The 18,807-nt window shown below is 64.5% G+C and carries 18 protein-coding genes; 14 read left to right on the top strand and 4 right to left on the bottom strand.

Annotated features, from left to right (window positions below; genetic code table 11):
* Positions 1-3: 3 nt before the first annotated feature.
* Positions 4-1,416, bottom strand: coding sequence for a GGDEF domain-containing protein (locus HS961_RS22705; protein WP_182325668.1), 1,413 nt, complete (start codon positions 1,414-1,416; stop codon positions 4-6).
* Positions 1,417-1,772: 356 nt separating this feature from the next.
* Complete coding sequence (gene tgt / locus HS961_RS22700) at positions 1,773-2,945, bottom strand: tRNA guanosine(34) transglycosylase Tgt (RefSeq protein WP_182325667.1); 1,173 nt, start codon at positions 2,943-2,945, stop codon at positions 1,773-1,775.
* A gap of 125 nt (positions 2,946-3,070) precedes the next feature.
* On the opposite strand from tgt, the gene HS961_RS22695 reads away from it, so the two are divergent.
* Positions 3,071-3,556, top strand: coding sequence for a universal stress protein (locus tag HS961_RS22695; protein WP_182325666.1), 486 nt, complete (start codon positions 3,071-3,073; stop codon positions 3,554-3,556).
* Positions 3,557-3,643: 87 nt separating this feature from the next.
* Here HS961_RS22695 and HS961_RS22690 read toward each other — a convergent pair whose 3' ends face one another.
* Positions 3,644-4,177, bottom strand: coding sequence for a MarR family winged helix-turn-helix transcriptional regulator (locus HS961_RS22690; RefSeq protein ID WP_238347714.1), 534 nt, complete (start codon positions 4,175-4,177; stop codon positions 3,644-3,646).
* Between the two features lie 116 nt (positions 4,178-4,293).
* Between HS961_RS22690 and HS961_RS22685 the strand changes: the two genes are divergently transcribed.
* The 13 genes from HS961_RS22685 to HS961_RS22625 are packed head-to-tail and all read left to right on the top strand — an operon-like array spanning position 4,294 to position 17,559.
* Positions 4,294-6,621, top strand: coding sequence for a bifunctional salicylyl-CoA 5-hydroxylase/oxidoreductase (locus tag HS961_RS22685; protein ID WP_182325665.1), 2,328 nt, complete (start codon positions 4,294-4,296; stop codon positions 6,619-6,621).
* A gap of 12 nt (positions 6,622-6,633) precedes the next feature.
* On the top strand, positions 6,634-7,407 hold the full coding sequence (locus tag HS961_RS22680) for an SDR family NAD(P)-dependent oxidoreductase (protein ID WP_182325664.1): 774 nt from the start codon (positions 6,634-6,636) through the stop codon (positions 7,405-7,407).
* A 23-nt stretch (positions 7,408-7,430) separates the two neighbouring features.
* Positions 7,431-8,285, top strand: coding sequence for an enoyl-CoA hydratase family protein (locus tag HS961_RS22675; RefSeq protein ID WP_182325663.1), 855 nt, complete (start codon positions 7,431-7,433; stop codon positions 8,283-8,285).
* Position 8,286: 1 nt separating this feature from the next.
* The gene (locus HS961_RS22670; RefSeq protein WP_182325662.1) at positions 8,287-9,462 is read left to right on the top strand and encodes an acyl-CoA dehydrogenase family protein; all 1,176 of its coding nucleotides are present in this window, start codon (positions 8,287-8,289) and stop codon (positions 9,460-9,462) included.
* Between the two features lie 59 nt (positions 9,463-9,521).
* On the top strand, positions 9,522-11,153 hold the full coding sequence (locus HS961_RS22665; RefSeq protein ID WP_182325661.1) for a benzoate-CoA ligase family protein: 1,632 nt from the start codon (positions 9,522-9,524) through the stop codon (positions 11,151-11,153).
* A 45-nt stretch (positions 11,154-11,198) separates the two neighbouring features.
* Complete coding sequence (locus tag HS961_RS22660) at positions 11,199-12,383, top strand: ABC transporter substrate-binding protein (RefSeq protein WP_182325660.1); 1,185 nt, start codon at positions 11,199-11,201, stop codon at positions 12,381-12,383.
* A gap of 3 nt (positions 12,384-12,386) precedes the next feature.
* Positions 12,387-13,307: a branched-chain amino acid ABC transporter permease gene (locus tag HS961_RS22655; RefSeq protein ID WP_182325659.1), complete on the top strand. Its 921-nt coding sequence runs from the start codon at positions 12,387-12,389 to the stop codon at positions 13,305-13,307.
* Positions 13,300-14,310, top strand: a complete 1,011-nt coding sequence (locus tag HS961_RS22650) for a branched-chain amino acid ABC transporter permease (RefSeq protein WP_202883132.1) — start codon at positions 13,300-13,302, stop codon at positions 14,308-14,310. Before HS961_RS22655 ends, HS961_RS22650 begins: the two co-directional genes overlap by 8 nt.
* Entirely contained in the window at positions 14,307-15,083 is a 777-nt protein-coding gene (locus HS961_RS22645; RefSeq protein ID WP_238347713.1) for an ABC transporter ATP-binding protein, read from the top strand. The genes HS961_RS22650 and HS961_RS22645 overlap by 4 nt, the downstream gene beginning before the upstream one ends.
* Positions 15,083-15,793, top strand: a complete 711-nt coding sequence (locus HS961_RS22640; protein ID WP_182325658.1) for an ABC transporter ATP-binding protein — start codon at positions 15,083-15,085, stop codon at positions 15,791-15,793. Before HS961_RS22645 ends, HS961_RS22640 begins: the two co-directional genes overlap by 1 nt.
* A 1-nt stretch (position 15,794) precedes the next feature.
* Positions 15,795-16,250 (top strand): acyl-CoA thioesterase, encoded by a 456-nt coding sequence (locus HS961_RS22635; RefSeq protein WP_182325657.1) that lies wholly within the window; start codon positions 15,795-15,797, stop codon positions 16,248-16,250.
* A gap of 24 nt (positions 16,251-16,274) precedes the next feature.
* Positions 16,275-16,673 (top strand): RidA family protein, encoded by a 399-nt coding sequence (locus tag HS961_RS22630; RefSeq protein WP_182325656.1) that lies wholly within the window; start codon positions 16,275-16,277, stop codon positions 16,671-16,673.
* The gene (locus HS961_RS22625; RefSeq protein ID WP_238347712.1) at positions 16,663-17,559 is read left to right on the top strand and encodes an alpha/beta hydrolase; all 897 of its coding nucleotides are present in this window, start codon (positions 16,663-16,665) and stop codon (positions 17,557-17,559) included. The genes HS961_RS22630 and HS961_RS22625 overlap by 11 nt, the downstream gene beginning before the upstream one ends.
* 53 nt (positions 17,560-17,612) lie before the next feature.
* On the opposite strand, the gene HS961_RS22620 is transcribed toward HS961_RS22625, so the two are convergent.
* Positions 17,613-18,806: a phospholipase A gene (locus HS961_RS22620; protein ID WP_182325655.1), complete on the bottom strand. Its 1,194-nt coding sequence runs from the start codon at positions 18,804-18,806 to the stop codon at positions 17,613-17,615.
* Position 18,807: the final 1 nt, after the last annotated feature.

The following is an 18,807-nucleotide window of genomic DNA, read 5'->3' as shown; positions in this document are numbered from 1 at the left end:
GGCTTAGCTGGGGACGGTCCAAACCGCGCAGTCGCGGCCCTGGGCCTTGGCCTGGTACAGGGCCAGGTCCGCTTCGCGCAGCAGGGCCTCCAGGCTGTCGCCGGGTCGCAGCGCCTGGCGGTACGCCAGGCCGATGCTGAGCGTGGCCTGCAACGGCGCATCCTGCGCTGTCTGGAACTGGCCGCTGCGTACCGTCTGGCACAGGCGCTCGGCAATCGCGGTGGCGTCCTCAAAGCTGATGGTGGGCAGCACCACGGCAAACTCTTCGCCGCCGATGCGGCCCAACACATCCTGGGGCCGCAGCGAGGCGGTCAGCAACTGGCTGACATCGCGCAGCAGGCGGTCGCCGCTGGCATGGCCATGGTTGTCGTTGACGCGCTTGAAATGGTCCAGATCCAGCATCAGCACCGCCGCCGAGTTGCCTTCATGCGTCAGGCGCTTGAGCAGGGTGTGGCTGGCCTGCACAAAGCCATTGCGGCTCAGCACATCGGTCAGGCTGTCGTGGTGGGCCTGGTAGCGCATGCGGTGCAAGAGTTCGGTGCGCGCGGCATGGGCGCCCGCCACGGACAAGGGGCCCAAAAGCAGCATCGTGATGCCCAGGCGCAGACTCGCCACATCCAGCACATTCGCCGGGATAAAGCCCACGATGTTGGAGACCACAATCACCTTGGTCACAAACACAACCATGGTGATGATGGCGGTGGTCAGAATGCGGTAGGACAGTGCGCACCACAGCAGCGCAGGCAGCGAGAACACCAGCGAGCCGACCTTGTTGCCCACCATGTAGCTGGTGATCTCCAGGCCCACCACCGCCAGTGCAGGCAGAAACTTCAAGGCCCAGGAGCGGCGCTCTTTCGCGGTCACGGCGGTGCGCGCCGAAGGCAGGGCCAGCAAAAATGGCAGCAGCATCATGGCGTTCATCCATTCGCCGGTCCACCACATCAACAGCCCCTGGGTCAGTGACAGCCCAAAGGCCCAGACGCTGACCGGCCCGCCAATGGCAGCCGATGCCAGCGATGCCATGCCGCTGGCAAAGAACACCAGCAACGCCGAGTACTGGCCTTCCATCTGCAGATCGCGCTGCGATTGCTTGCGCAGAAACAGCCATCCGCAGGCTGCGCCGCAGAGGTTGGCGGTGGTAAAGCCCAGGGACAGCCACAAGGAGGTGCCGGTGATCAGGTCGGCCAGCACAAAGCTGGCGAAGAGTGCTGCCAAGCCCAGCGGCCGCATCAGGCGGGGGTAGCGCAGCAGCAGCACCAGCACGATCTGGTTGGCGGGCCAGAACACCGAAAGGTAGCCCAGCGGGCGCAGCAAGATGCCCACCATCGCTGCCGCAAACACCGCCAAACTGGCGCAGAGCAGCAAGCGACCGCTATGGGGCTGCTCCAAGGGGTGGAAGGGCGACGCGGTCTGCATGGGAATGAGAGAGGATGGGCGAAATATACCCGCTCACCTGCGCGAGGGCGGGCCCGACCTTATGGCGCAGTCACACATTGGCGGCTGGGCGGACCGCCGCCAGCACCGCGGCACCGGTTGCATGTTTGCGGAATCAATAAACTCAGTCAGTGGCTTTTGCTTCTAAATTAGGAGCAAAAAAGCTAGGCCAGACGGAGTATGCATCTATGAAGCACAGTCAACCACCAGCGCCATGGCTAGCGCGGGCGGCGCGATGGGGATGGGCGCAGCGCCCAAGAGGACGCTGTCTCGTACTTTAGGCCAGCGCTGTCAAGCGCTGCGCTGCGCTGTCTCTTGGCCCCCACGCTTTGCGGCGCTTAGACCCCTCGAGCCCGGTCCGATTTGAACTGTGCCCGGAACTGGCTGAAAGTGCCGGCTTCCAGCGACTGGCGCACTTCCTGCATCAGGTTCAGGTAGTAGTGCAGGTTGTGGATGGTGGTCAGCATCGGGCCGAGCATCTCACCGCAGCGGTCCAGGTGGTGCTGGTAGGCGCGGCTGAAGCCGTCGCGGCCGCCGTCGTCCCAGCTCACGCCGCTCTTGCCGGCGCAGGCATGGCAGGTGCAGGTGGTGTCGAAGGGTTGGTGGTCGGTCTTGTGGCGGGCGTTGCGGATCTTCAGATCACCATAGCGAGTAAAGATCGTGCCGTTGCGCGCATTGCGCGTAGGCATCACGCAGTCGAACATGTCCACGCCATCGGCCACGCCTTGCACCAGGTCCTCTGGCGTGCCCACGCCCATCAGGTAGCGTGGCTTGTTCGCTGGCAGCAGGTGGGGCGTGTGCTGCATGATGTCCAGCATCTCGTCCTTGGGCTCACCAACCGAGACGCCGCCCACCGCGTAGCCGGGGAAATCCAGCTCCAGCAGGCCCTGCAGCGATTCCTCGCGCAGGTGCTTGAACATGCCGCCCTGCACAATGCCGAACAAGGCATTGGGGTTCTCCAGGCGCGCAAACTCTTCCTGGGAGCGCTTGGCCCAGCGGCGGCTCATCTCCATCGACTTGCGCGCTTCGGCTTCGGTGGTCTTCTTGCCGTTGGTCTCGTACGGCGTGCACTCGTCGAGCTGCATGACGATGTCCGAGTTCAGCACCGTCTGGATCTGCATGCTGACCTCGGGCGACATGAACAGCTTGTCGCCATTGACCGGGCTTTGGAAATGCACACCTTCTTCGGTGATCTTGCGCATGGCGCCCAGCGACCAGACCTGGAAGCCGCCCGAGTCGGTCAGGATGGGCTTGTCCCATTTCTCGAAACCATGCAGGCCGCCAAAGCTCTTCATCACCTCCTGCCCTGGGCGCATCCACAGGTGGAAGGTGTTGCCCAGAATGATCTGGGCGCCCATTTCTTCCAGGCTGCGGGGCATTACGCCCTTGACAGTGCCATAGGTGCCCACCGGCATGAAGATGGGGGTCTGCACCACGCCATGGTTGAGCGTGAGCGTGCCACGGCGTGCGTGGCTGGATGGGTCGGTTTTGAGAAGGTCGAACTGCAGCATAACCGGGCATTTTCGCAGATGTGCGGTAGTTGACGGCGCGGCGGGTTTCGCAGGCTCGTCTCTGACACAGGGGGCGCTGGCAGATCGCTACACTGGGCTGATCGTTCATTGCCAAGGAGAAGCCCATGTTCAACATCATGATTGCCGTTGACGGTTCGCCCAATTCGCTGCAAGCCGTGCAGCATGTCGTGCAACTGGTGCAGCAGGGCTTGCGCGCCCATGTGGTGGTGGCCCATGTGCAAAAGGAGGCCAGCTTTCTGGAGCTGGCCACGCAGGATTCGGAGCTGATTGCCAATGCCAGCGTCGAGGCGGGCATGGACCTAGTGGCTCCGGCGCTGTCATTGCTGCAAGCGGCTGGGATCTCGCATGAGGTGGAGATCCGCCTGGGCGATATCTACGCGACTTTGCTGGATATCGCCGACGAGAAGGCTTGCGGCCTGATTGTTCTGGGCGCCACCGGCGAGAGCATGCTGGGCAGCATCTTGATTGGCTCGGTTTCGCGCGAGGTGGCTCGCCACAGCAAGGTGCCGACCACCATCGTCAAGATGCCCGAGGTGCTGGACGTCGATGAGGTCGATGGCGACCTCAGCCAGGCCGATACCACGATGTAAGGCTCGCCAATCGCCTGATGGCCTGATGGCCTAAGAGCCTGTTGGACCAACGCGGTCGGCAGGCTCTTTTTTGTTGCCCAGTGAAGCTCAGCCCGCAGCCGGCTCCACCCGCTGGCCCACAATCTGCCGCAGCACGCCCAGCTGCTCATACAGCTCACGCGCGGCATCCGCGCCCAGGGGCGCCAGCAGTTGTTCCAGCCATTGCTCATGCGCCTTGGCCATGGCGCTGAACTGCTTTTTCCCGCTGCGCGTCAGGCGCACCGTCATCGATCGGCGGTCCTCGTCATCGGCCACCCGCTCCACCCAACCTTCTGCCACCAGCTGGTCCGTCAGCCCGGTGATATTGCCGCTGGTGACCATCAGGTACTCGGAGAGCGTCTTCATGCGCAGGCCTTTGGGAAAGCGGCTGAGCTGGGCCAGGTAGTCAAAGCGCGGCAAGGTGGTGGCGAACTGGGTGCGCAGCTTGCTGCGAATCACCTGCTCAATCTGGGTGCTGCAGGTCATCAGCCGCAGCCACAGGCGCACGGCTTGGTGCTCGTCATGCGCCAGACCAGCCTCGCGGCCAGCGATGCCGGCACCGGTATCAGGGAGGGGGTTGCAGAGGTTTTGCATGTCAGCCATGGGGGCCATGGTGCAGCAGCACGGCAGGCTCCGGTGATAGGGTATGTGCGTATTTTAGTGAATTATTTATGCATCAATAATTTAGTTATAAAGTATTTTTCAGGACGACCCTGGCCATGAAAATTGTCTGCATCGGCGGCGGCCCCGCCGGCTTGTATTTCGCGCTGCTGATGAAGCAGATGGACCCTGCGCATGACGTGACCGTGGTGGAACGCAACAAGCCCTATGACACCTTTGGCTGGGGCGTGGTGTTCTCCGATGCGACGATGGACAACATGCGCGACTGGGACCCGGCGACGGCCGCGCAGATCGAAGAGGCTTTCAACCACTGGGACGATATCGAGCTGCTGTTCAAAGGCCGCAAGATCCGCTCGGGCGGCCATGGCTTTGTCGGCATTGGCCGCAAGCATCTGCTCAACATCCTGCAGGCGCGCTGCGAGCAGCTCGGCGTCAAGCTCGTGTTTGAGACCGATGTGCAGTCCGACGAGGACTATGCCGATGCCGACTTGGTCATTGCCTGCGATGGCGTGAACTCGCGTATCCGCAGCAAATACGCCGAGGTGTTCAAGCCCGATATCGTCACCCGCCCCAACCGCTTTATCTGGCTGGGCGCCAACAAGGTCTACGAGGCCTTTACCTTTGACTTTGTGCGCAGCGAGCACGGCTGGTTCCAGGCCCATATCTACCAGTTTGACGACAAGACCTCGACCTTCATCGTCGAGACCACCGAGGAGACCTGGAAGGCCTGCGGGCTCGATACCGCTGACCAGGAGCAATCAATTGCCTTCTGCGAGCAGCTGTTTGCCGACAACCTGCAAGGCGCGCGGCTGATGACCAATGCCCGCCATCTGCGCGGCTCCGCCTGGATCAATTTTCAGCGCGTGGTCTGCGACCAGTGGTGGCTGCAGAACGCCAAGGGCAGCCATGTGGTGCTGATGGGCGACGCGGTACACACAGCACATTTTGCGATTGGCTCGGGCACCAAGCTGGCCATCGAAGATGCGATCGAGCTGGCGCGGCAGTTCCAGCAGCTGGGCGATGGCCAGGCGCAGATCCCTGCCGTGCTGGAGGCCTACCAGGCGCTGCGCCGGGTGGAGACCTTGCGCATCCAGAACGCCGCCTGGAATGCGATGGAGTGGTTCGAGGTCTGCGGCAAGCGTTACTGCGACCAGCTGGAGCCCGAGCAGTTCATGTACTCGATGCTGACGCGCAGCCAGCGCATCAGCCACGAGAACCTGCGCCTGCGCGATGCCGCCTGGCTGGGTGGTTATGAGGCCTGGCTGGCCGCGCAAAACGGCGTGCAGGTAGAGGCCAAGGCGCCGCCGCCAATGTTCCTACCCTATACCCTGCGCGGCCTCACTTTGAAAAACCGCATCGTCGTCTCGCCGATGGCGCAGTACTCGGCCGTTGATGGCGTGCCGGGCGACTACCACCTGGTGCACCTGGGTGCGCGGGCGATGGGCGGTGCCGGTCTGGTGTTCGCCGAGATGGCCTGCGTCAGCCCCGAAGGCCGCATCACGCCCGGTTGCCCGGGCACATACACCGAGGCGCAAAAGCAGGCCTGGCAGCGCATCAGCGACTGGATCCACACCAACACCGATGCCAAATTTGCGATGCAGATCGGCCATGCCGGCGCCAAGGCATCCACCCGCCTAGCCTGGGAGGGCACGGACCTGCCGCTGACCGAGGGAAACTGGCCGATCATGTCGGCCTCGCCCCAGCAGTACCTGGCGGGCGTGAGCCAGATCTCGCAGGCGATGAGCCTGGCCCAGATGGACGAGGTCAAGCAGCAGTTTGTACACGCTGCCGAGATGGCCGCCGACGTGGGCGCCGACTGGCTGGAGCTGCACTGCGCCCATGGCTATCTGCTGTCCAGCTTTATCTCGCCCTTGACCAACCAGCGCGACGACGCCTATGGCGGCAGCCTAGAGAACCGCCTGCGCTACCCGCTGGAAGTGTTCCGGGCCGTGCGCGCCGTCTGGCCGCAAGACCGGCCGATGTCGGTGCGCATCTCCGCCCATGACTGGGTACCCGGCGGCATCACGCCCGATGACGCGGTGGAGATTGCCAAGGCATTCAAGGCTGCTGGCGCGGACCTGATCGACTGCTCGTCCGGCCAGGTCAGCAAGCAGGAAAAGCCGGTCTACGGCCGCATGTTCCAGACCCCCTTTGCCGACCGCATCCGCCAGGAGGCCGGCATTGCAACGATGGCTGTTGGTGCGATCAGCGAGGCCGACCATGCCAACTCCATCATTGCCGCGGGCCGTGCCGACTTGTGCGCGGTCGCCCGCCCGCACCTGGCCAACCCGGCCTGGACCTTGACCGAGGCGGCCAAGATTGGCTACACCGCCATCGCCTGGCCCCAACCCTACTTTGCCGGCAAGCGCCAGATGGAGAGCCTGTTCGAGCGCGAAAAGGCTCAGCAAGCGGCCGCTGGCCATTGAGGAGCGCTACAGATGCCAAGCCAACCCTTTGAAGGCCAGCATGCGCTGGTAACCGGCGCCGGCCAGGGCATTGGCGAGGCGATAGCCCGCCAACTGCTGGCGCAGGGCGCGCGGGTAACGGTGCTGGGCCGCCGGCCCGAGCCACTGCAAAAACTGGTGGATGCCTACCCCGGCCAATGCCAGCAGGTGCTTGCCGATGTGGCGCAGGAGGCCGAGGTGGCGGCTGCATTTGCGCAGGCCGTGGCCGCCTTTGGCGATATCCAGATCCTGGTAAACAACGCCGGCCAGGCGCAGAGCGCACCCTTTATGAAGACCGATGTCCAGCTCTGGTCGCAAATGCTGGCGGTGAACCTGACCGGCACGATGCTGTGCATGCAGCAGGTGCTGCCGGCGATGCAGGCGGCGGGCTATGGCCGCATCGTCAACGTGGCCAGCACTGCAGGCCTGGTTGGCTACGCCTATGTGTCGGCCTATGTGGCGGCCAAGCATGGCGTGGTGGGCTTGACCCGGGCGCTGGCGCTGGAGGTGGCGAGCCGGGGCATCACGGTCAACGCCGTCTGCCCGGGCTATACCGAAACCGACCTGGTCAAGACCAGCATCGACCGGGTGGTGGCCAAGACCGGCCGCAGCCCCGAGCAGGCCATGGCCGAATTTGTGCGCGACAACCCCCAGGGCCGTCTGGTGCAGCCCCAAGAGGTGGCCGATGCCGTCGTCTGGCTCTGCGGCAAGGGCGCTGGCGCGATGACCGGCCAGTCCATTGCGGTGGCTGGCGGCGAAGTGATGTGAACCCCGAATCTCTGGAGACAGGCATGAGCGAATACCGAATCGACCCCGCCCTGGTGGCGGGCAACCACCAGCAACTGGCCGGCTACCAGGCCCAGCATTTTCTGTGGCAGGTCAGCGCCGGGGTGGCGACGATTACCTTGAACCGCCCCGAGCGCAAGAACCCGCTGACCTTTGAATCCTATGCCGAGCTGCGCGACCTGTTCCACCGCCTGAAATGGGCGCAGGATGTGAAGGCCGTGGTGTTGGTGGGCGCCGGCGGCAACTTCTGCTCGGGCGGCGATGTGCATGAAATCATCGGCCCACTGGTGGCTTTGAAGGCGCCTGAGCTGCTGATGTTCACCCGCATGACCGGCGAACTGATCAAGGCCATGCGCGCCTGTCCGCAGCCCATCATTGCGGCAGTCGATGGCATCTGTGCCGGTGCGGGCGCCATCATGGCGATGGCCTCGGACATGCGCCTGGGCACCGCCCGCAGCAAGACGGCGTTTCTGTTCAACCGCGTGGGCCTGGCTGGCTGCGACATGGGCGCCTGCGCCTTTTTGCCGCGCATCATTGGCCAGGGCCGCGCCAGCGAGCTGCTCTACACCGGCCGCAGCCTGGGCGGCGAAGAGGGCGAGCGCTGGGGCTTTTTCAACCGCCTGGCCGAGCCCGAAGCGCTGCTGGAGCAGGCGCAGAAGATGGCCGCCGACCTGGCTGCCGGCCCCAGTTTTGCCAATGGCATCACCAAGACCATGCTGCACCAGGAATGGGCGATGACCATTGACCAGGCCATCGAGGCCGAGGCGCAGGCGCAGGCCATCTGCATGCTGACCGAAGACTTCAAGCGCGCCTACGAGGCCTTTGTGGCCAAGCAAAAGCCGCAATTCCAGGGGAACTGACATGGCCGATACCCGTTATCTGCAGTGGCCGTTTTTTGAGCCGCAGCATGCCGAACTGGCGCAGACCTTGGATGCCTGGGCTGCCCAGCATGTGGCCCATGTACACAGCGGCGACACCGATGCCGATTGCCGCGCCTTGGTGCAGGCGCTGGGCCAGAGCGGTTGGCTGCGCCATGCAGTGGCGGGCGAGGCGCATGGCGGCGCGGCTGCGCAGATCGACACCCGTGCCATCTGCCTGATCCGCGAGACCTTGGCACGCCACAACGGCCTGGCCGACTTTGCGTTTGCGATGCAAGGTCTGGGCTCGGGGGCGATCAGCCTGGCGGGTACGGAGGCGCAGAAGGCGCGCTACCTGGGCAGGGTCGCGCGGGGTGAGGCCATTGCGGCCTTTGCGCTGTCCGAGCCCGATGCCGGATCGGACGTGGCCGCCATGGCCTGCGCAGCCCGCTTGGAGGGCGACCACTATGTCATCGACGGCGAAAAAACCTGGATCTCCAACGGCGGCATTGCCGACTTCTATGTGGTGTTTGTGCGTACCGGCGAGGCGCCGGGCGCGCGCGGTATTTCGGCGCTGATCGTCGATGCCGACACGCCCGGCCTGGAGATTGCCGAGCGCATCGATGTGATTGCGCCGCACCCGCTGGCGCGGCTGCGCTTTAGCGGCTGCCGCGTGCCGGTCAGCCAGCGCATTGGCGCGGCGGCGGAGGGCTTCAAGCTGGCGATGCGCACCTTGGATGTTTTCCGCACCTCGGTGGCGGCCGCTGCGCTGGGCTTTGCCCGCCGCGCGCTGGACGAGGCCTTGCAGCGTGCCACCAGCCGCCGCATGTTCCAGGGCGTGCTGGCTGATTTTCAGCTCACCCAGGCCAAGCTGGCCCAGATGGCCACACAGATCGACAGCGCCGCGCTGCTGACCTACCGCGCCGCCTGGCAGCGCGACCAGGGCCAGAGCGTGACCAGCGAAGCGGCGATGGCCAAGATGACTGCGACCGAGAACGCGCAGCAGGTGATTGATGCGGCGCTGCAGATGTGGGGCGGTCTGGGTGTTGTCAGCGATCAGCCGGTGGAGCGTCTGTACCGCGAGATCCGCGCGCTGCGCATCTACGAAGGGGCCACCGAAGTGCAGCAACTCATCATCGCCCGCGAGCTGCTCAAACAAGTGGCGCCCACCGCGCCTTGACCACTGCCGAGTACCTGGACGCCGATCCCGGTTTCCGCCTTCAGCCTGGAGTTTGCGAGATGTCTGCCACGCCCTATACCGCGCATATCGACCGCTTTGCCGCCACGCATCTGCCGCCGCCCGAGCTGCAGCCGGAGTACCACTTTGACCTGCCCGAGTTGCAGTTCCCCGAGCGCCTCAACTGCGCCGCCGAGCTGCTGGACCGCCATGTGGCCAAAGGCCGGGGCGAGCGCCTCTGCCTGCAGGCGCAGGGAGTGCGCTGGACCTATGCCGAGCTGCAGGCCCAGGCCAACCGCATTGCCAACGTCTTGACCACGCAGATGGGCCTGGTGCCCGGCAACCGCGTGCTGCTCTGCGCCCCCAACAACCCGATGATGGTGGCGAGCTGGTTTGCCGTCGTCAAGGCCGGCGGCATTGCGGTCGCTGCCATGCCGCTGCTGCGCGCCAAGGAGCTGGGCACCATCATCGAGATCGCACAGGTTAGCCATGCGCTCTGCGATGCAGCCTTGCTGGCGGAGGTGCAGGCAGCGCAGGCGGCGAACCCGCGCTTGCAGGCGGTGCGCTACTTCAATGGCAGCGGCCTGCCGGCAGAGCAGGCGCTGGAGCCGCTGATGGCCCAGGCATCGCCGCATTTCGACACGGTGCAGACCGCCGCGACCGACACCTGCCTGCTGGGCTTTACCTCGGGCACCACGGGCGTGCCCAAGGCCACGATGCACTTTCACCGCGATGTCATGGCGGTCTGCGCCTGCTGGCCCCGCCATGTGCTGCGGGCCGAGCCCGATGATGTCTTTATCGGCAGCCCGCCGCTGGCCTTTACCTTTGGCCTGGGTGGGCAGGTGCTGTTCCCGATGGCAATTGGTGCCTCGATGGCGCTGCTGGAGAAGGCGGGACCGGTGCAACTGGTCGATGGCATCGAGCAGTTTGGCGCCACCGTGGTGTTCACCGCGCCCACCTCGTACCGCGTGATGGCCCAGCAAGGTGAGCGGCTGCGCCAGACGCGGCTGCGCAAATGCGTATCGGCCGGCGAGGCCTTGAATGCATCGACCCGCGCGCTGTGGAAAGACGCCACCGGCATCGAGATCATTGACGGCATTGGCTCGACCGAGATGCTGCATATCTTTATCTCGCACCGCGAGGACGAGGCACGGCCTGGCGCCACCGGCCGCGCCGTGCCCGGCTACCGCGCCAAGGTGGTTGATGCGCAGGGCCAGGAAGTGCCGGCCGGCACGGTGGGCAAGCTGGCGGTGCAGGGCCCCACCGGCTGCCGTTATTTGAACGACAGCCGCCAGACCCAGTATGTGCATGCGGGCTGGAACCTGACCGGTGACGCCTATGTGATGGATGCGGATGGCTATTTCATCTACCAGGCACGCACCGATGACATGATCATCTCCTCGGGCTACAACATCGCCGCGCCCGAGGTCGAGGACGCCTTGCTGGCGCATGCGGCGGTGGCCGAATGCGCGGTGATCGGCCTGCCCGACAGCGAGCGCGGCCAGATCGTCAAGGCCTTTGTGGTGCTGCGCCCGGGCTTTGCGGCGGATGCGGACATGGTCAAGACCTTGCAGGATTTCGTCAAAAGTACGGTGGCGCCCTACAAATACCCACGGGCCGTGGATTTTGTCGGGCAACTGCCGCGCACAGCTACGGGAAAACTACAACGGTTTCGGCTGCACAGCCCGGCATAGTAGCGGCTCGTTGAAATTTTTCGGCATACCAATCAGGGAACCAGCATGAAGCGTCATCTTTTGCACCGCAGTCTCGTCAGTCTGTCCATTGCGCTGCTCTGCGCCAGCAGTGCCAGTGCGGCCGACCAGGTCAAGGTGGGGCTGCTCAGCACCTTGTCCGGCCCCGGCGCGGGCCTGGGCACCGATATCCGCGACGGCTTCCAGCTGGCCGTCAAGCACATGAACGGCAAGATCGGCAACCTGCCTGCCGAGGTGGTGGTGGTCGATGACCAGCAAAACCCCGAGGTGGCCAAGCAGACGGCGGAGCGCCTGCTCAAGCGCGACAAGGTGGATTTCATGACCGGCACCGTGTTCTCCAACGTGATGCTGGCCGTGGGCCCGGCGGCGTTCCAGAACAAGACCTTCTTCATCAGCCCCAATGCCGGCCCCTCGCAGTACGCAGGCGCCCAGTGCAACCCGTATTTCTTCAATGTCTCGCAGCAAAACGATGCGTTGCATGAGGCAGCGGGCCAGACCATGCAGGATAAGGGCTTCAAGCGCGTGGCGCTGATTGCGCCCAACTACCCCGCAGGCAAGGATTCGATCGCCGGCTTCAAGCGCTTCTACAAGGGCGAGGTCGGCATGGAGACCTATACCTCGCTGAGCCAGCTGGACTATGGCGCGGAGATCTCCAAGATGCGCGCGGCCCAGGTCGATGGCGTCTATATCTTCCTGCCCGGTGGCCTGGGCGTGAACTTCATCAAGCAGTTTGTCGGTGCCGGTCTGTCCAAGGACGTCACCTTGTATGCCCCGGGCTTCTCGGCAGATGAGGACGTGATCCGTGCGGTGGGCGATTCGATGCTGGGCACCTTCAACACCTCGCAATGGGCGCATGACCTGGACAATGCGGCGAACAAGAAGTTCGTCGCCGACTTCCAGAAAGAGTTTGGTCGCAACCCATCGCTCTATGCATCGCAGGGCTATGACGCCGCACGCCTGATGGATGCGGCGGTGCGCGATGTCAAGGGCAAGCTCGATGACAAGGCTGCGCTGCGCAAAGCCATCGAGGCGGCCAAGTTTGAATCGGTGCGTGGCAGCTTCAAGTTCAACAGCAACCATTTCCCGGTGCAGGACTACTACCTGCGCGTGGTGAGCAAGGATGCGCAGGGCAAGCTGACCAACCGCACGGTGGGCACGGTGTTCAAGAACCACCAGGATGCCTACGTCAAAGACTGCAAGATGCCTTCCTGATCGATGAACACCATCCTGATTCTTGAGCAGTCGCTCAACGGCCTGCAGTTCGGCCTGATGCTGTTTCTGCTGGCCGCCGGTTTGACCTTGGTGTTCGGCATCATGGACATGATCAACCTGGCCCATGGTTCGCTCTACATGATCGGCGCCTACCTGGTGGCGACTTTCAGCCAAGCGAGCGGCTCGTTCTGGCTGGGTCTGGGCCTGGGGGTGCTGGCCACTGTGCTGGTGGGCGTGCTGCTGGAGTACACCATCTTGCGCCGCCTCTACCACCGCGACCACCTGTCGCAGGTGATGGGCACCTTTGCCATCTTGCTGATGAGCAATGAGATCGTGCGCATCATCTGGGGGGCCCAGCCGCTGATGCTGAACCCGCCCGCCGCGCTGGCCGGGCCGGTGATGTTGATGGATGGTTTTTCCTACCCGGCCTACCGGCTGTTGATCATTGGCGTGGGCCTGGCCGTGGCCTTGCTGCTGTGGCTCCTGGTGACGCGCACGCGCTTTGGCATGCAGGTGCGCGCCGGCGCGGCCAACCGCGAGATGGCGACTGCCATGGGCGCCAATGTGCGCCGCCTGTTCACCCTGGTGTTTGCGCTGGGTGCTGCGCTGTGTGCCGTGGCCGGCGGCATGCTGGGGCCGCTGCTGGCGGTGCAGGTGGGCATGGGCGAGAGCATTCTGATTCTCGCCTTTGTGGTGATCGTGATTGGCGGCATTGGCTCGATCCGGGGCGCGCTGCTGGGCGCCTTGCTGGTGGGCCTGGTCGATACCGCCGGCCGCACCCTCGTGCCCCTGTTGTTTGACAAGGCCATGGGCCCCGAGGTGGCGGCCAACGCCGGCCCGGCCGTGGCCTCGATCCTGATCTATGTGCTGATGGCTGCCGTGCTGTTCTACAAACCCCAAGGTCTGTTCCCCGCCCATGACTGACACCACCGCCCCCCAGCCCGCTGCGGCCCAGGCCACGCCAGCCATGCAGCGCAGCGTCTTCGACCACCGCTTGCAGCCGCGCTTCATGTTGCCGTTGTTGGCGCTGCTGATCGCCTTTCCGCTGATTGCCCAGGCAACCGGCGAGGACTTCTACATCGGTGTGGCCAGCCGCGTGCTGGTGTTTGGCCTTGCCGCTGCCAGCCTCAACTTCATCCTCGGTTTTGGTGGCATGGTGAGCTTTGGCCATGCGGCCTTTGTGGGCCTGGGTGCCTACACCGTGGGCCTGCTGATGCAGCAGGGCATCAGCTCCGCCTGGCTGGCCTGGCCGCTGGCCATGCTGATGGGCGCGGTTTTTTCGCTGCTGGTGGGCGCCATCAGTCTGCGCACCCAGGGCGTGTACTTCATCATGATCACCTTGGCGTTTGCGCAGATGCTGTACTACCTGATCATGTCGTTCAAGGCACTGGGCGGGGATGACGGCCTGTCGCTGCCCAGCCGCTCGGACATCAGCCTGGGCCTGGATCTGGCGCAGGATGCGACTTTCTACTATGTGGTGCTGGCGCTGGTCAGCACCAGCCTGCTGCTGATGGCGCGGGTGCTGAATGCCCGTTTTGGCCATGTGCTGCAGGCCATCAAGGAGAACGAGACCCGCATGCAGGCCATTGGCTTTCCGGTCTACCGCTACAAGCTCGTGGCCTTCAGCCTGGCTGGCGCCTTTGCCGGGCTGGCGGGCGCGCTGTTGGCCAACCAGGGCAGCTTTGTCGGACCGGGCATGCTGCAGTGGACGCAGTCCGGCATCCTGCTGATCATGGTCATCCTGGGCGGTGTCGGCCATCTGTATGGCGGCCTGCTGGGTGCGGCGGTGTTTTTGCTGCTGGAAGAAGTGCTGGCCGCCTACACGGTGCACTGGCAGCTGGGCCTGGGTGCCGTGCTGCTGATGGTGGTGCTGGTGGCACCCAATGGTTTGCTGAGCCTGCGGCGCGGCATGTGGAGCAAGCGATGAGCACGGCGAATATGCCACCCCCTTTGTTGCAGGTGCAGAGCCTGGTCAAACGCTTTGGTGGCCTGACTGCTACCGACCATGCCAGCTTTGCCGTGCAGAGCGGCCATATCCATGCCTTGATCGGGCCCAACGGCGCCGGCAAGACGACTCTGATCCACCAGCTGTCGGGCGCGCTGGTGCCCGATGCGGGCCAGATCCTGTTTGCCGGCGAGGCGGTGGAGCGCAAGCCCATGCCTGCGCGGGTGCAGGCCGGCCTGGTGCGTTCCTACCAGATCACCAGCATCTTCAAGCGTTTGACAGTGCTGGAGAACATTGCGCTGGGCGTGCAGGCGCGCGATGGATCAAGCTGGCGCTTCTGGCAGCCGGCGCGCAATGAGCGCGCACGCTATGCGCAGGCGGCCGAGGTGGCAGAGCGCGTCGGCCTGGCCGCCCAGCTGCAGCAGACCGCCGGCCTGCTGGCCCATGGCGAGCAGCGCCAGCTGGAGGTAGCGCTGGCGCTGGCCACGCGGCCACGCATGCTGCTGCTCGATGAGCCGATGGCAGGCATGGGGCCGGATGAATCCGAGCGCATGCTGCAACTGCTGCTGCAGCTGCGGAACGACACGACCATCCTGCTGGTGGAGCACGACATGGATGCGGTCTTCCGCCTGGCGGACCGCATCTCGACCCTGGTGTTTGGCAAGGTGATTGCCACCGGCACGCCTGAAGAAATACGGCGCAACCCCGATGTGCGGCGCGCCTACCTGGGTGATGAAGCCGAGGAGGCTGCCTGATGACGATCTTGTTGGAAGTAGAAGGGTTGGAGACCTGCTATGGCAGCAGCCAGGTGCTGTTTGGCATACATCTGCGCATGGCAGCCGGCGAGGTAGCGACCTTGCTGGGCCGCAATGGCATGGGCAAGACCACCACCGTGCGCAGCTTGTTGGGCATGACGCCTGCATCGGCCGGCCGTGTGCGGTTTAGGGGCGAACGCATCGAGCACTTGGCCGCCGATCGCATTGCCCGCATGGGCATGGCGGTGGTGCCCGAGGGCCGGCAGATTTTTGCCAACCTGACGGTGCAGGAAAACCTGCAGGCCTTTGCCGCCAACCGCAATGCTTCGGAGAACCCCTGGTCGCTTGACCGCGTCTACCAGCTGTTTCCGCGCCTGGCCGAGCGCTCCCGCAATCCCGGCAATCGCTTGTCGGGCGGCGAGCAGCAGATGCTGGCCATTGGCCGGGCGCTGATGACCAACCCGCATCTGCTGATCCTGGATGAGGCCACCGAAGGCCTGGCACCGCTGATCCGCGAGGAGATCTGGCAGTGCCTGGCAGCGTTGCGCGCGCAGGGCCAGGCGATCTTGGTGATCGACAAATACGTCAAGCGGCTGATGGCACTGGCCGACCAGCACACCTTGATCGAGCGCGGCCAGGTCGTGTGGCAGGGTAGCTCGGCGCAGCTGGAAGCGCAGCCCGCGCTATGGCAGCGCTATATCGGGGTCTGACATGGCAGCCTTGACCTGGCCCGAGAACGGCGCCGTTTTCCGCGTGGCCACCCGCATCCGCTTTGCGCAGTGCGACCCGGCCGGCATCGTTTTTTACCCGCAGTATTTGGTGCTGTTCCAGTCGCTGGTGGAGGACTGGTTCAACGAGGCGCTGCACTACCCCTATGCCCAGATGCTGGGTCCCGAGCGCACGGGCCTGCCCATCGTGCACCTGGCCTGTGATTTCCGGGCCATTGCGCGCATGGGCGATGCGGTGCAGCTGGAGCTGGTTGTGCAGCGGCTGGGCAGCCGTTCGTTGAGCCTGGCGCTGCGCTGTGTGGGGGACGATGGCGCGGTACGCGTGCTGGCCCACCAGGTGCTGGTGTTCACCAGCCTGGACAGCCATGAGGCCATCCGCATTCCACCGGCCATCCAGGCCTGCATTGCGCAGTGGATGGCGGCGGATGGCGCGGTCTGAGATTTGTTTGCTAAAGGAGGCGAGATGCAAGTACTACTACCCCCAGGTTGGCCCCGGCCCAAGGGCTATGCCAATGGCGTGATGGTCAGCGGCCGGCAGATTTTTGTCGCCGGCATGATCGGCTGGGATGCGCATGGGGTGTTCCACACCGATGACCTGGCCGGTCAGGTGCGCCAGGCGCTGCAGAACATTGTGGAGGTGCTGGCAGAAGGCGGTGCCAAGCCCGAGCACATCGTGCGCATGACCTGGTACATCACCGACAAGCAGGCCTACATGGCCCAGCAGGCAGAGATCGGCAAGGCCTACCGCGAGCTGATCGGCAGCTTCAACGCCGCGATGACGGCCGTGCAGGTGGTGGCTTTGATCGAGGACCGGGCCAAGGTGGAGATCGAGGTCACCGCCGTGGTGCCCGATGCCGGCTGATCCAAGCATGGCTGCCAGCACGCCACCCAGGCTGTACCGCGATTTTGCATCGCAGGCGCAGATCGATGCGCAGTACGACACCTTGCGGCCGGTGGCCGACCCAGCTGCCGCCCGCCAGCATTTTGCCGACCGCAGCGCCCAGGCACGTGCGCAGCTGCGTTGCGTGCTCGATGTGCCGTTTGGCCCGACCTTGGCAGAGACCTTGGATATCTTCCCTGCTGCGGGCGCTGCGCCCGCGCCAGTGTTTGTGTTTCTGCATGGCGGCTACTGGCGGGCGAACACCTCCAAGGAATTCAGCTGCGTGGCACTGGGCCCGCAGGCGCTGGGCTTTTGCACCGTGGTGGTGAACTATGCGCTGTGTCCGCAGGTCAGCATCGACGAGATCGTGCGCCAGTGCCGTGCCAGCCTGGCTTGGGTGCTGCGCCATATCGGCGCCTACGGCGGCGACCCGGCGCGGGTGGTGGTGGGCGGGCATTCTGCCGGCGGTCAGCTGGGTGCGATGTGCCTGGAAACACCCTGGGCCCGCGACTATGGTCTGCCCGATGATCCCCTGCGCGGCGCATTGCTGGTCAGCGGAATCTACGATCTGGCGCCGCTGCGCTACAGCTATTTGCAGCCGATGATCCAGCTCGATGAGGGGCTGATTTCCCGCAACTCGCCAGCGTTTGCGGCCAGGCGCTGCGCCACCCCTATGCACCTGGTCTGGGGAGCGCGCGAACAAACGGAGTTTGAGCGCCAGTCGCTGCTGATGCACGGCGCTTGGAAGGCAGCAGGCAATGAGGCGGAGCAGGCGGCGCTGCCCGGCTGTGACCATTTCTCGGTGCTGCATGGGCTGGAAGATCCGCAGTCGGATCTGTGCCAGCGATTGCAGCGGCTGTCTGCCTAAAACCTTCGTCAAGAACGTCTGCCTGGCAGACGTTCTTTGCTTTCAGCAGACTCTTAGAAGTCCAGCAGGCTAAAGCCCAGCGAGAACACGGTGCGCTTGTAGTTGTAGTCGATCAGGCTGTCGCCATAGCCGTGGAAGACCTGGGCATGCAGGCGCAGATTGCTCTTGCCGCCCATCCAGCCTTCGCCCAGGGTGTGCATCCATTCGACACGGCCAGAGCCCTTGCCATGGCCGTTGAGTGAGCCGCGCGCGGTCACACCCATCCAGTTGCGTTGGTTGACGTTCCAGCCCAGTTTCAGCTCGCTGCGGCCGATGTAGTTCTGGATGTTGGGGTTGTTGTCGTCTTCCGCGCTTTCCTTGATGCGGTGCCAGATCTTGGCCTGCAGCTGCCAGCGGTTGTCCAGCTCGAAACCGGTCATCAGGTAGGTTCGGTTCCAGCTGCGCGACAGCGGATCGCTCTGGCCATTGGACTGGTGCTCCAGGCCAATGCCGCTGTAGCGCCAACGCCAGCCAAAGGGCAGCTGGGCGGTAGTGGGGTAGATGTAGAAGATCTCAGGCTGGTGGTCAGTCGTGCGGAAAGGGCGCGACAGGTCCGAGTTGAACACCTGCCAGTAGGACAGGCCGGTGTAGCCGATCCACAGCGAATCCCGCAGTTTGCCATTCGGATCGGTCAACAGGTTTTGCGCCAGCTTGGTACGCACCGACAGCTGGATGCGCATTTCCTGCTTTTGGTAATCGGTCTCGGTGGTGGCCGAGTTGACGGGGTTGAGCGAGCTGGGCTGGCGGTTGACCTTGTCGCCCACGGCGACCGATACCGACAGTGGCCGGTAGCCACGGAAGCTGAAGGTGCCGCAGTCGGTGCCGGCTTCCAGCTCCCAGAAACGAGACATTTCGGTGTAGCCATCATCGCGGCAGCCGCCAATGGGGGCAGGCAGGTCGGCTGCGGCCAGCGCGCCGGCCGGTGGCGTCAGGCCCTGCATGACATTGGCCGAGGCGGGCGGTGTGGTGGCAGGCTGCGCCTGCTGGCTGACCAGGGGCTGCTGCGACTGCCGCTGCGCCCATTGGTCAAAGCAGGCCAGGCGGGCGGGGCCATCGCTCAGCGCCGTGCATTGCTGCCACACGTTGGAAGGTGCTACCGAGCCGCTGGCCACTGCCGGCGTTTGCGCAAAGCCGCCGAGCGGCAGGCCGGCCATCAGCAGGCTCGCCGCCAGAGGGGCTGGCGAGCGCAGGAATTTCGTTGTTGTCATG

This window comes from Comamonas piscis, from assembly GCF_014109725.1.
Taxonomy (GTDB): Bacteria; Pseudomonadota; Gammaproteobacteria; order Burkholderiales; family Burkholderiaceae_C; genus Comamonas; species Comamonas piscis.
Note: the sequence above shows the minus strand (reverse complement) of the source record. Positions and strands in the feature narration are given on the sequence as shown.

Excerpts from the sequence above, each read along its gene's own strand:
- HS961_RS22705 (WP_182325668.1), bottom strand. The coding sequence starts at position 1,416 with ATGCAGACCGCGTCGCCCTTCCACCCCTTGGAGCAGCCCCATAGCGGT.
- tgt (WP_182325667.1), bottom strand. The coding sequence starts at position 2,945 with ATGCTGCAGTTCGACCTTCTCAAAACCGACCCATCCAGCCACGCACGC.
- HS961_RS22695 (WP_182325666.1), top strand. The coding sequence starts at position 3,071 with ATGTTCAACATCATGATTGCCGTTGACGGTTCGCCCAATTCGCTGCAA.
- HS961_RS22690 (WP_238347714.1), bottom strand. The coding sequence starts at position 4,177 with ATGGCTGACATGCAAAACCTCTGCAACCCCCTCCCTGATACCGGTGCC.
- HS961_RS22685 (WP_182325665.1), top strand. The coding sequence starts at position 4,294 with ATGAAAATTGTCTGCATCGGCGGCGGCCCCGCCGGCTTGTATTTCGCG.
- HS961_RS22680 (WP_182325664.1), top strand. The coding sequence starts at position 6,634 with ATGCCAAGCCAACCCTTTGAAGGCCAGCATGCGCTGGTAACCGGCGCC.
- HS961_RS22675 (WP_182325663.1), top strand. The coding sequence starts at position 7,431 with ATGAGCGAATACCGAATCGACCCCGCCCTGGTGGCGGGCAACCACCAG.
- HS961_RS22670 (WP_182325662.1), top strand. The coding sequence starts at position 8,287 with ATGGCCGATACCCGTTATCTGCAGTGGCCGTTTTTTGAGCCGCAGCAT.
- HS961_RS22665 (WP_182325661.1), top strand. The coding sequence starts at position 9,522 with ATGTCTGCCACGCCCTATACCGCGCATATCGACCGCTTTGCCGCCACG.
- HS961_RS22660 (WP_182325660.1), top strand. The coding sequence starts at position 11,199 with ATGAAGCGTCATCTTTTGCACCGCAGTCTCGTCAGTCTGTCCATTGCG.
- HS961_RS22655 (WP_182325659.1), top strand. The coding sequence starts at position 12,387 with ATGAACACCATCCTGATTCTTGAGCAGTCGCTCAACGGCCTGCAGTTC.
- HS961_RS22650 (WP_202883132.1), top strand. The coding sequence starts at position 13,300 with ATGACTGACACCACCGCCCCCCAGCCCGCTGCGGCCCAGGCCACGCCA.
- HS961_RS22645 (WP_238347713.1), top strand. The coding sequence starts at position 14,307 with ATGAGCACGGCGAATATGCCACCCCCTTTGTTGCAGGTGCAGAGCCTG.
- HS961_RS22640 (WP_182325658.1), top strand. The coding sequence starts at position 15,083 with ATGACGATCTTGTTGGAAGTAGAAGGGTTGGAGACCTGCTATGGCAGC.
- HS961_RS22635 (WP_182325657.1), top strand. The coding sequence starts at position 15,795 with ATGGCAGCCTTGACCTGGCCCGAGAACGGCGCCGTTTTCCGCGTGGCC.
- HS961_RS22630 (WP_182325656.1), top strand. The coding sequence starts at position 16,275 with ATGCAAGTACTACTACCCCCAGGTTGGCCCCGGCCCAAGGGCTATGCC.
- HS961_RS22625 (WP_238347712.1), top strand. The coding sequence starts at position 16,663 with ATGCCGGCTGATCCAAGCATGGCTGCCAGCACGCCACCCAGGCTGTAC.
- HS961_RS22620 (WP_182325655.1), bottom strand. The coding sequence starts at position 18,806 with ATGACAACAACGAAATTCCTGCGCTCGCCAGCCCCTCTGGCGGCGAGC.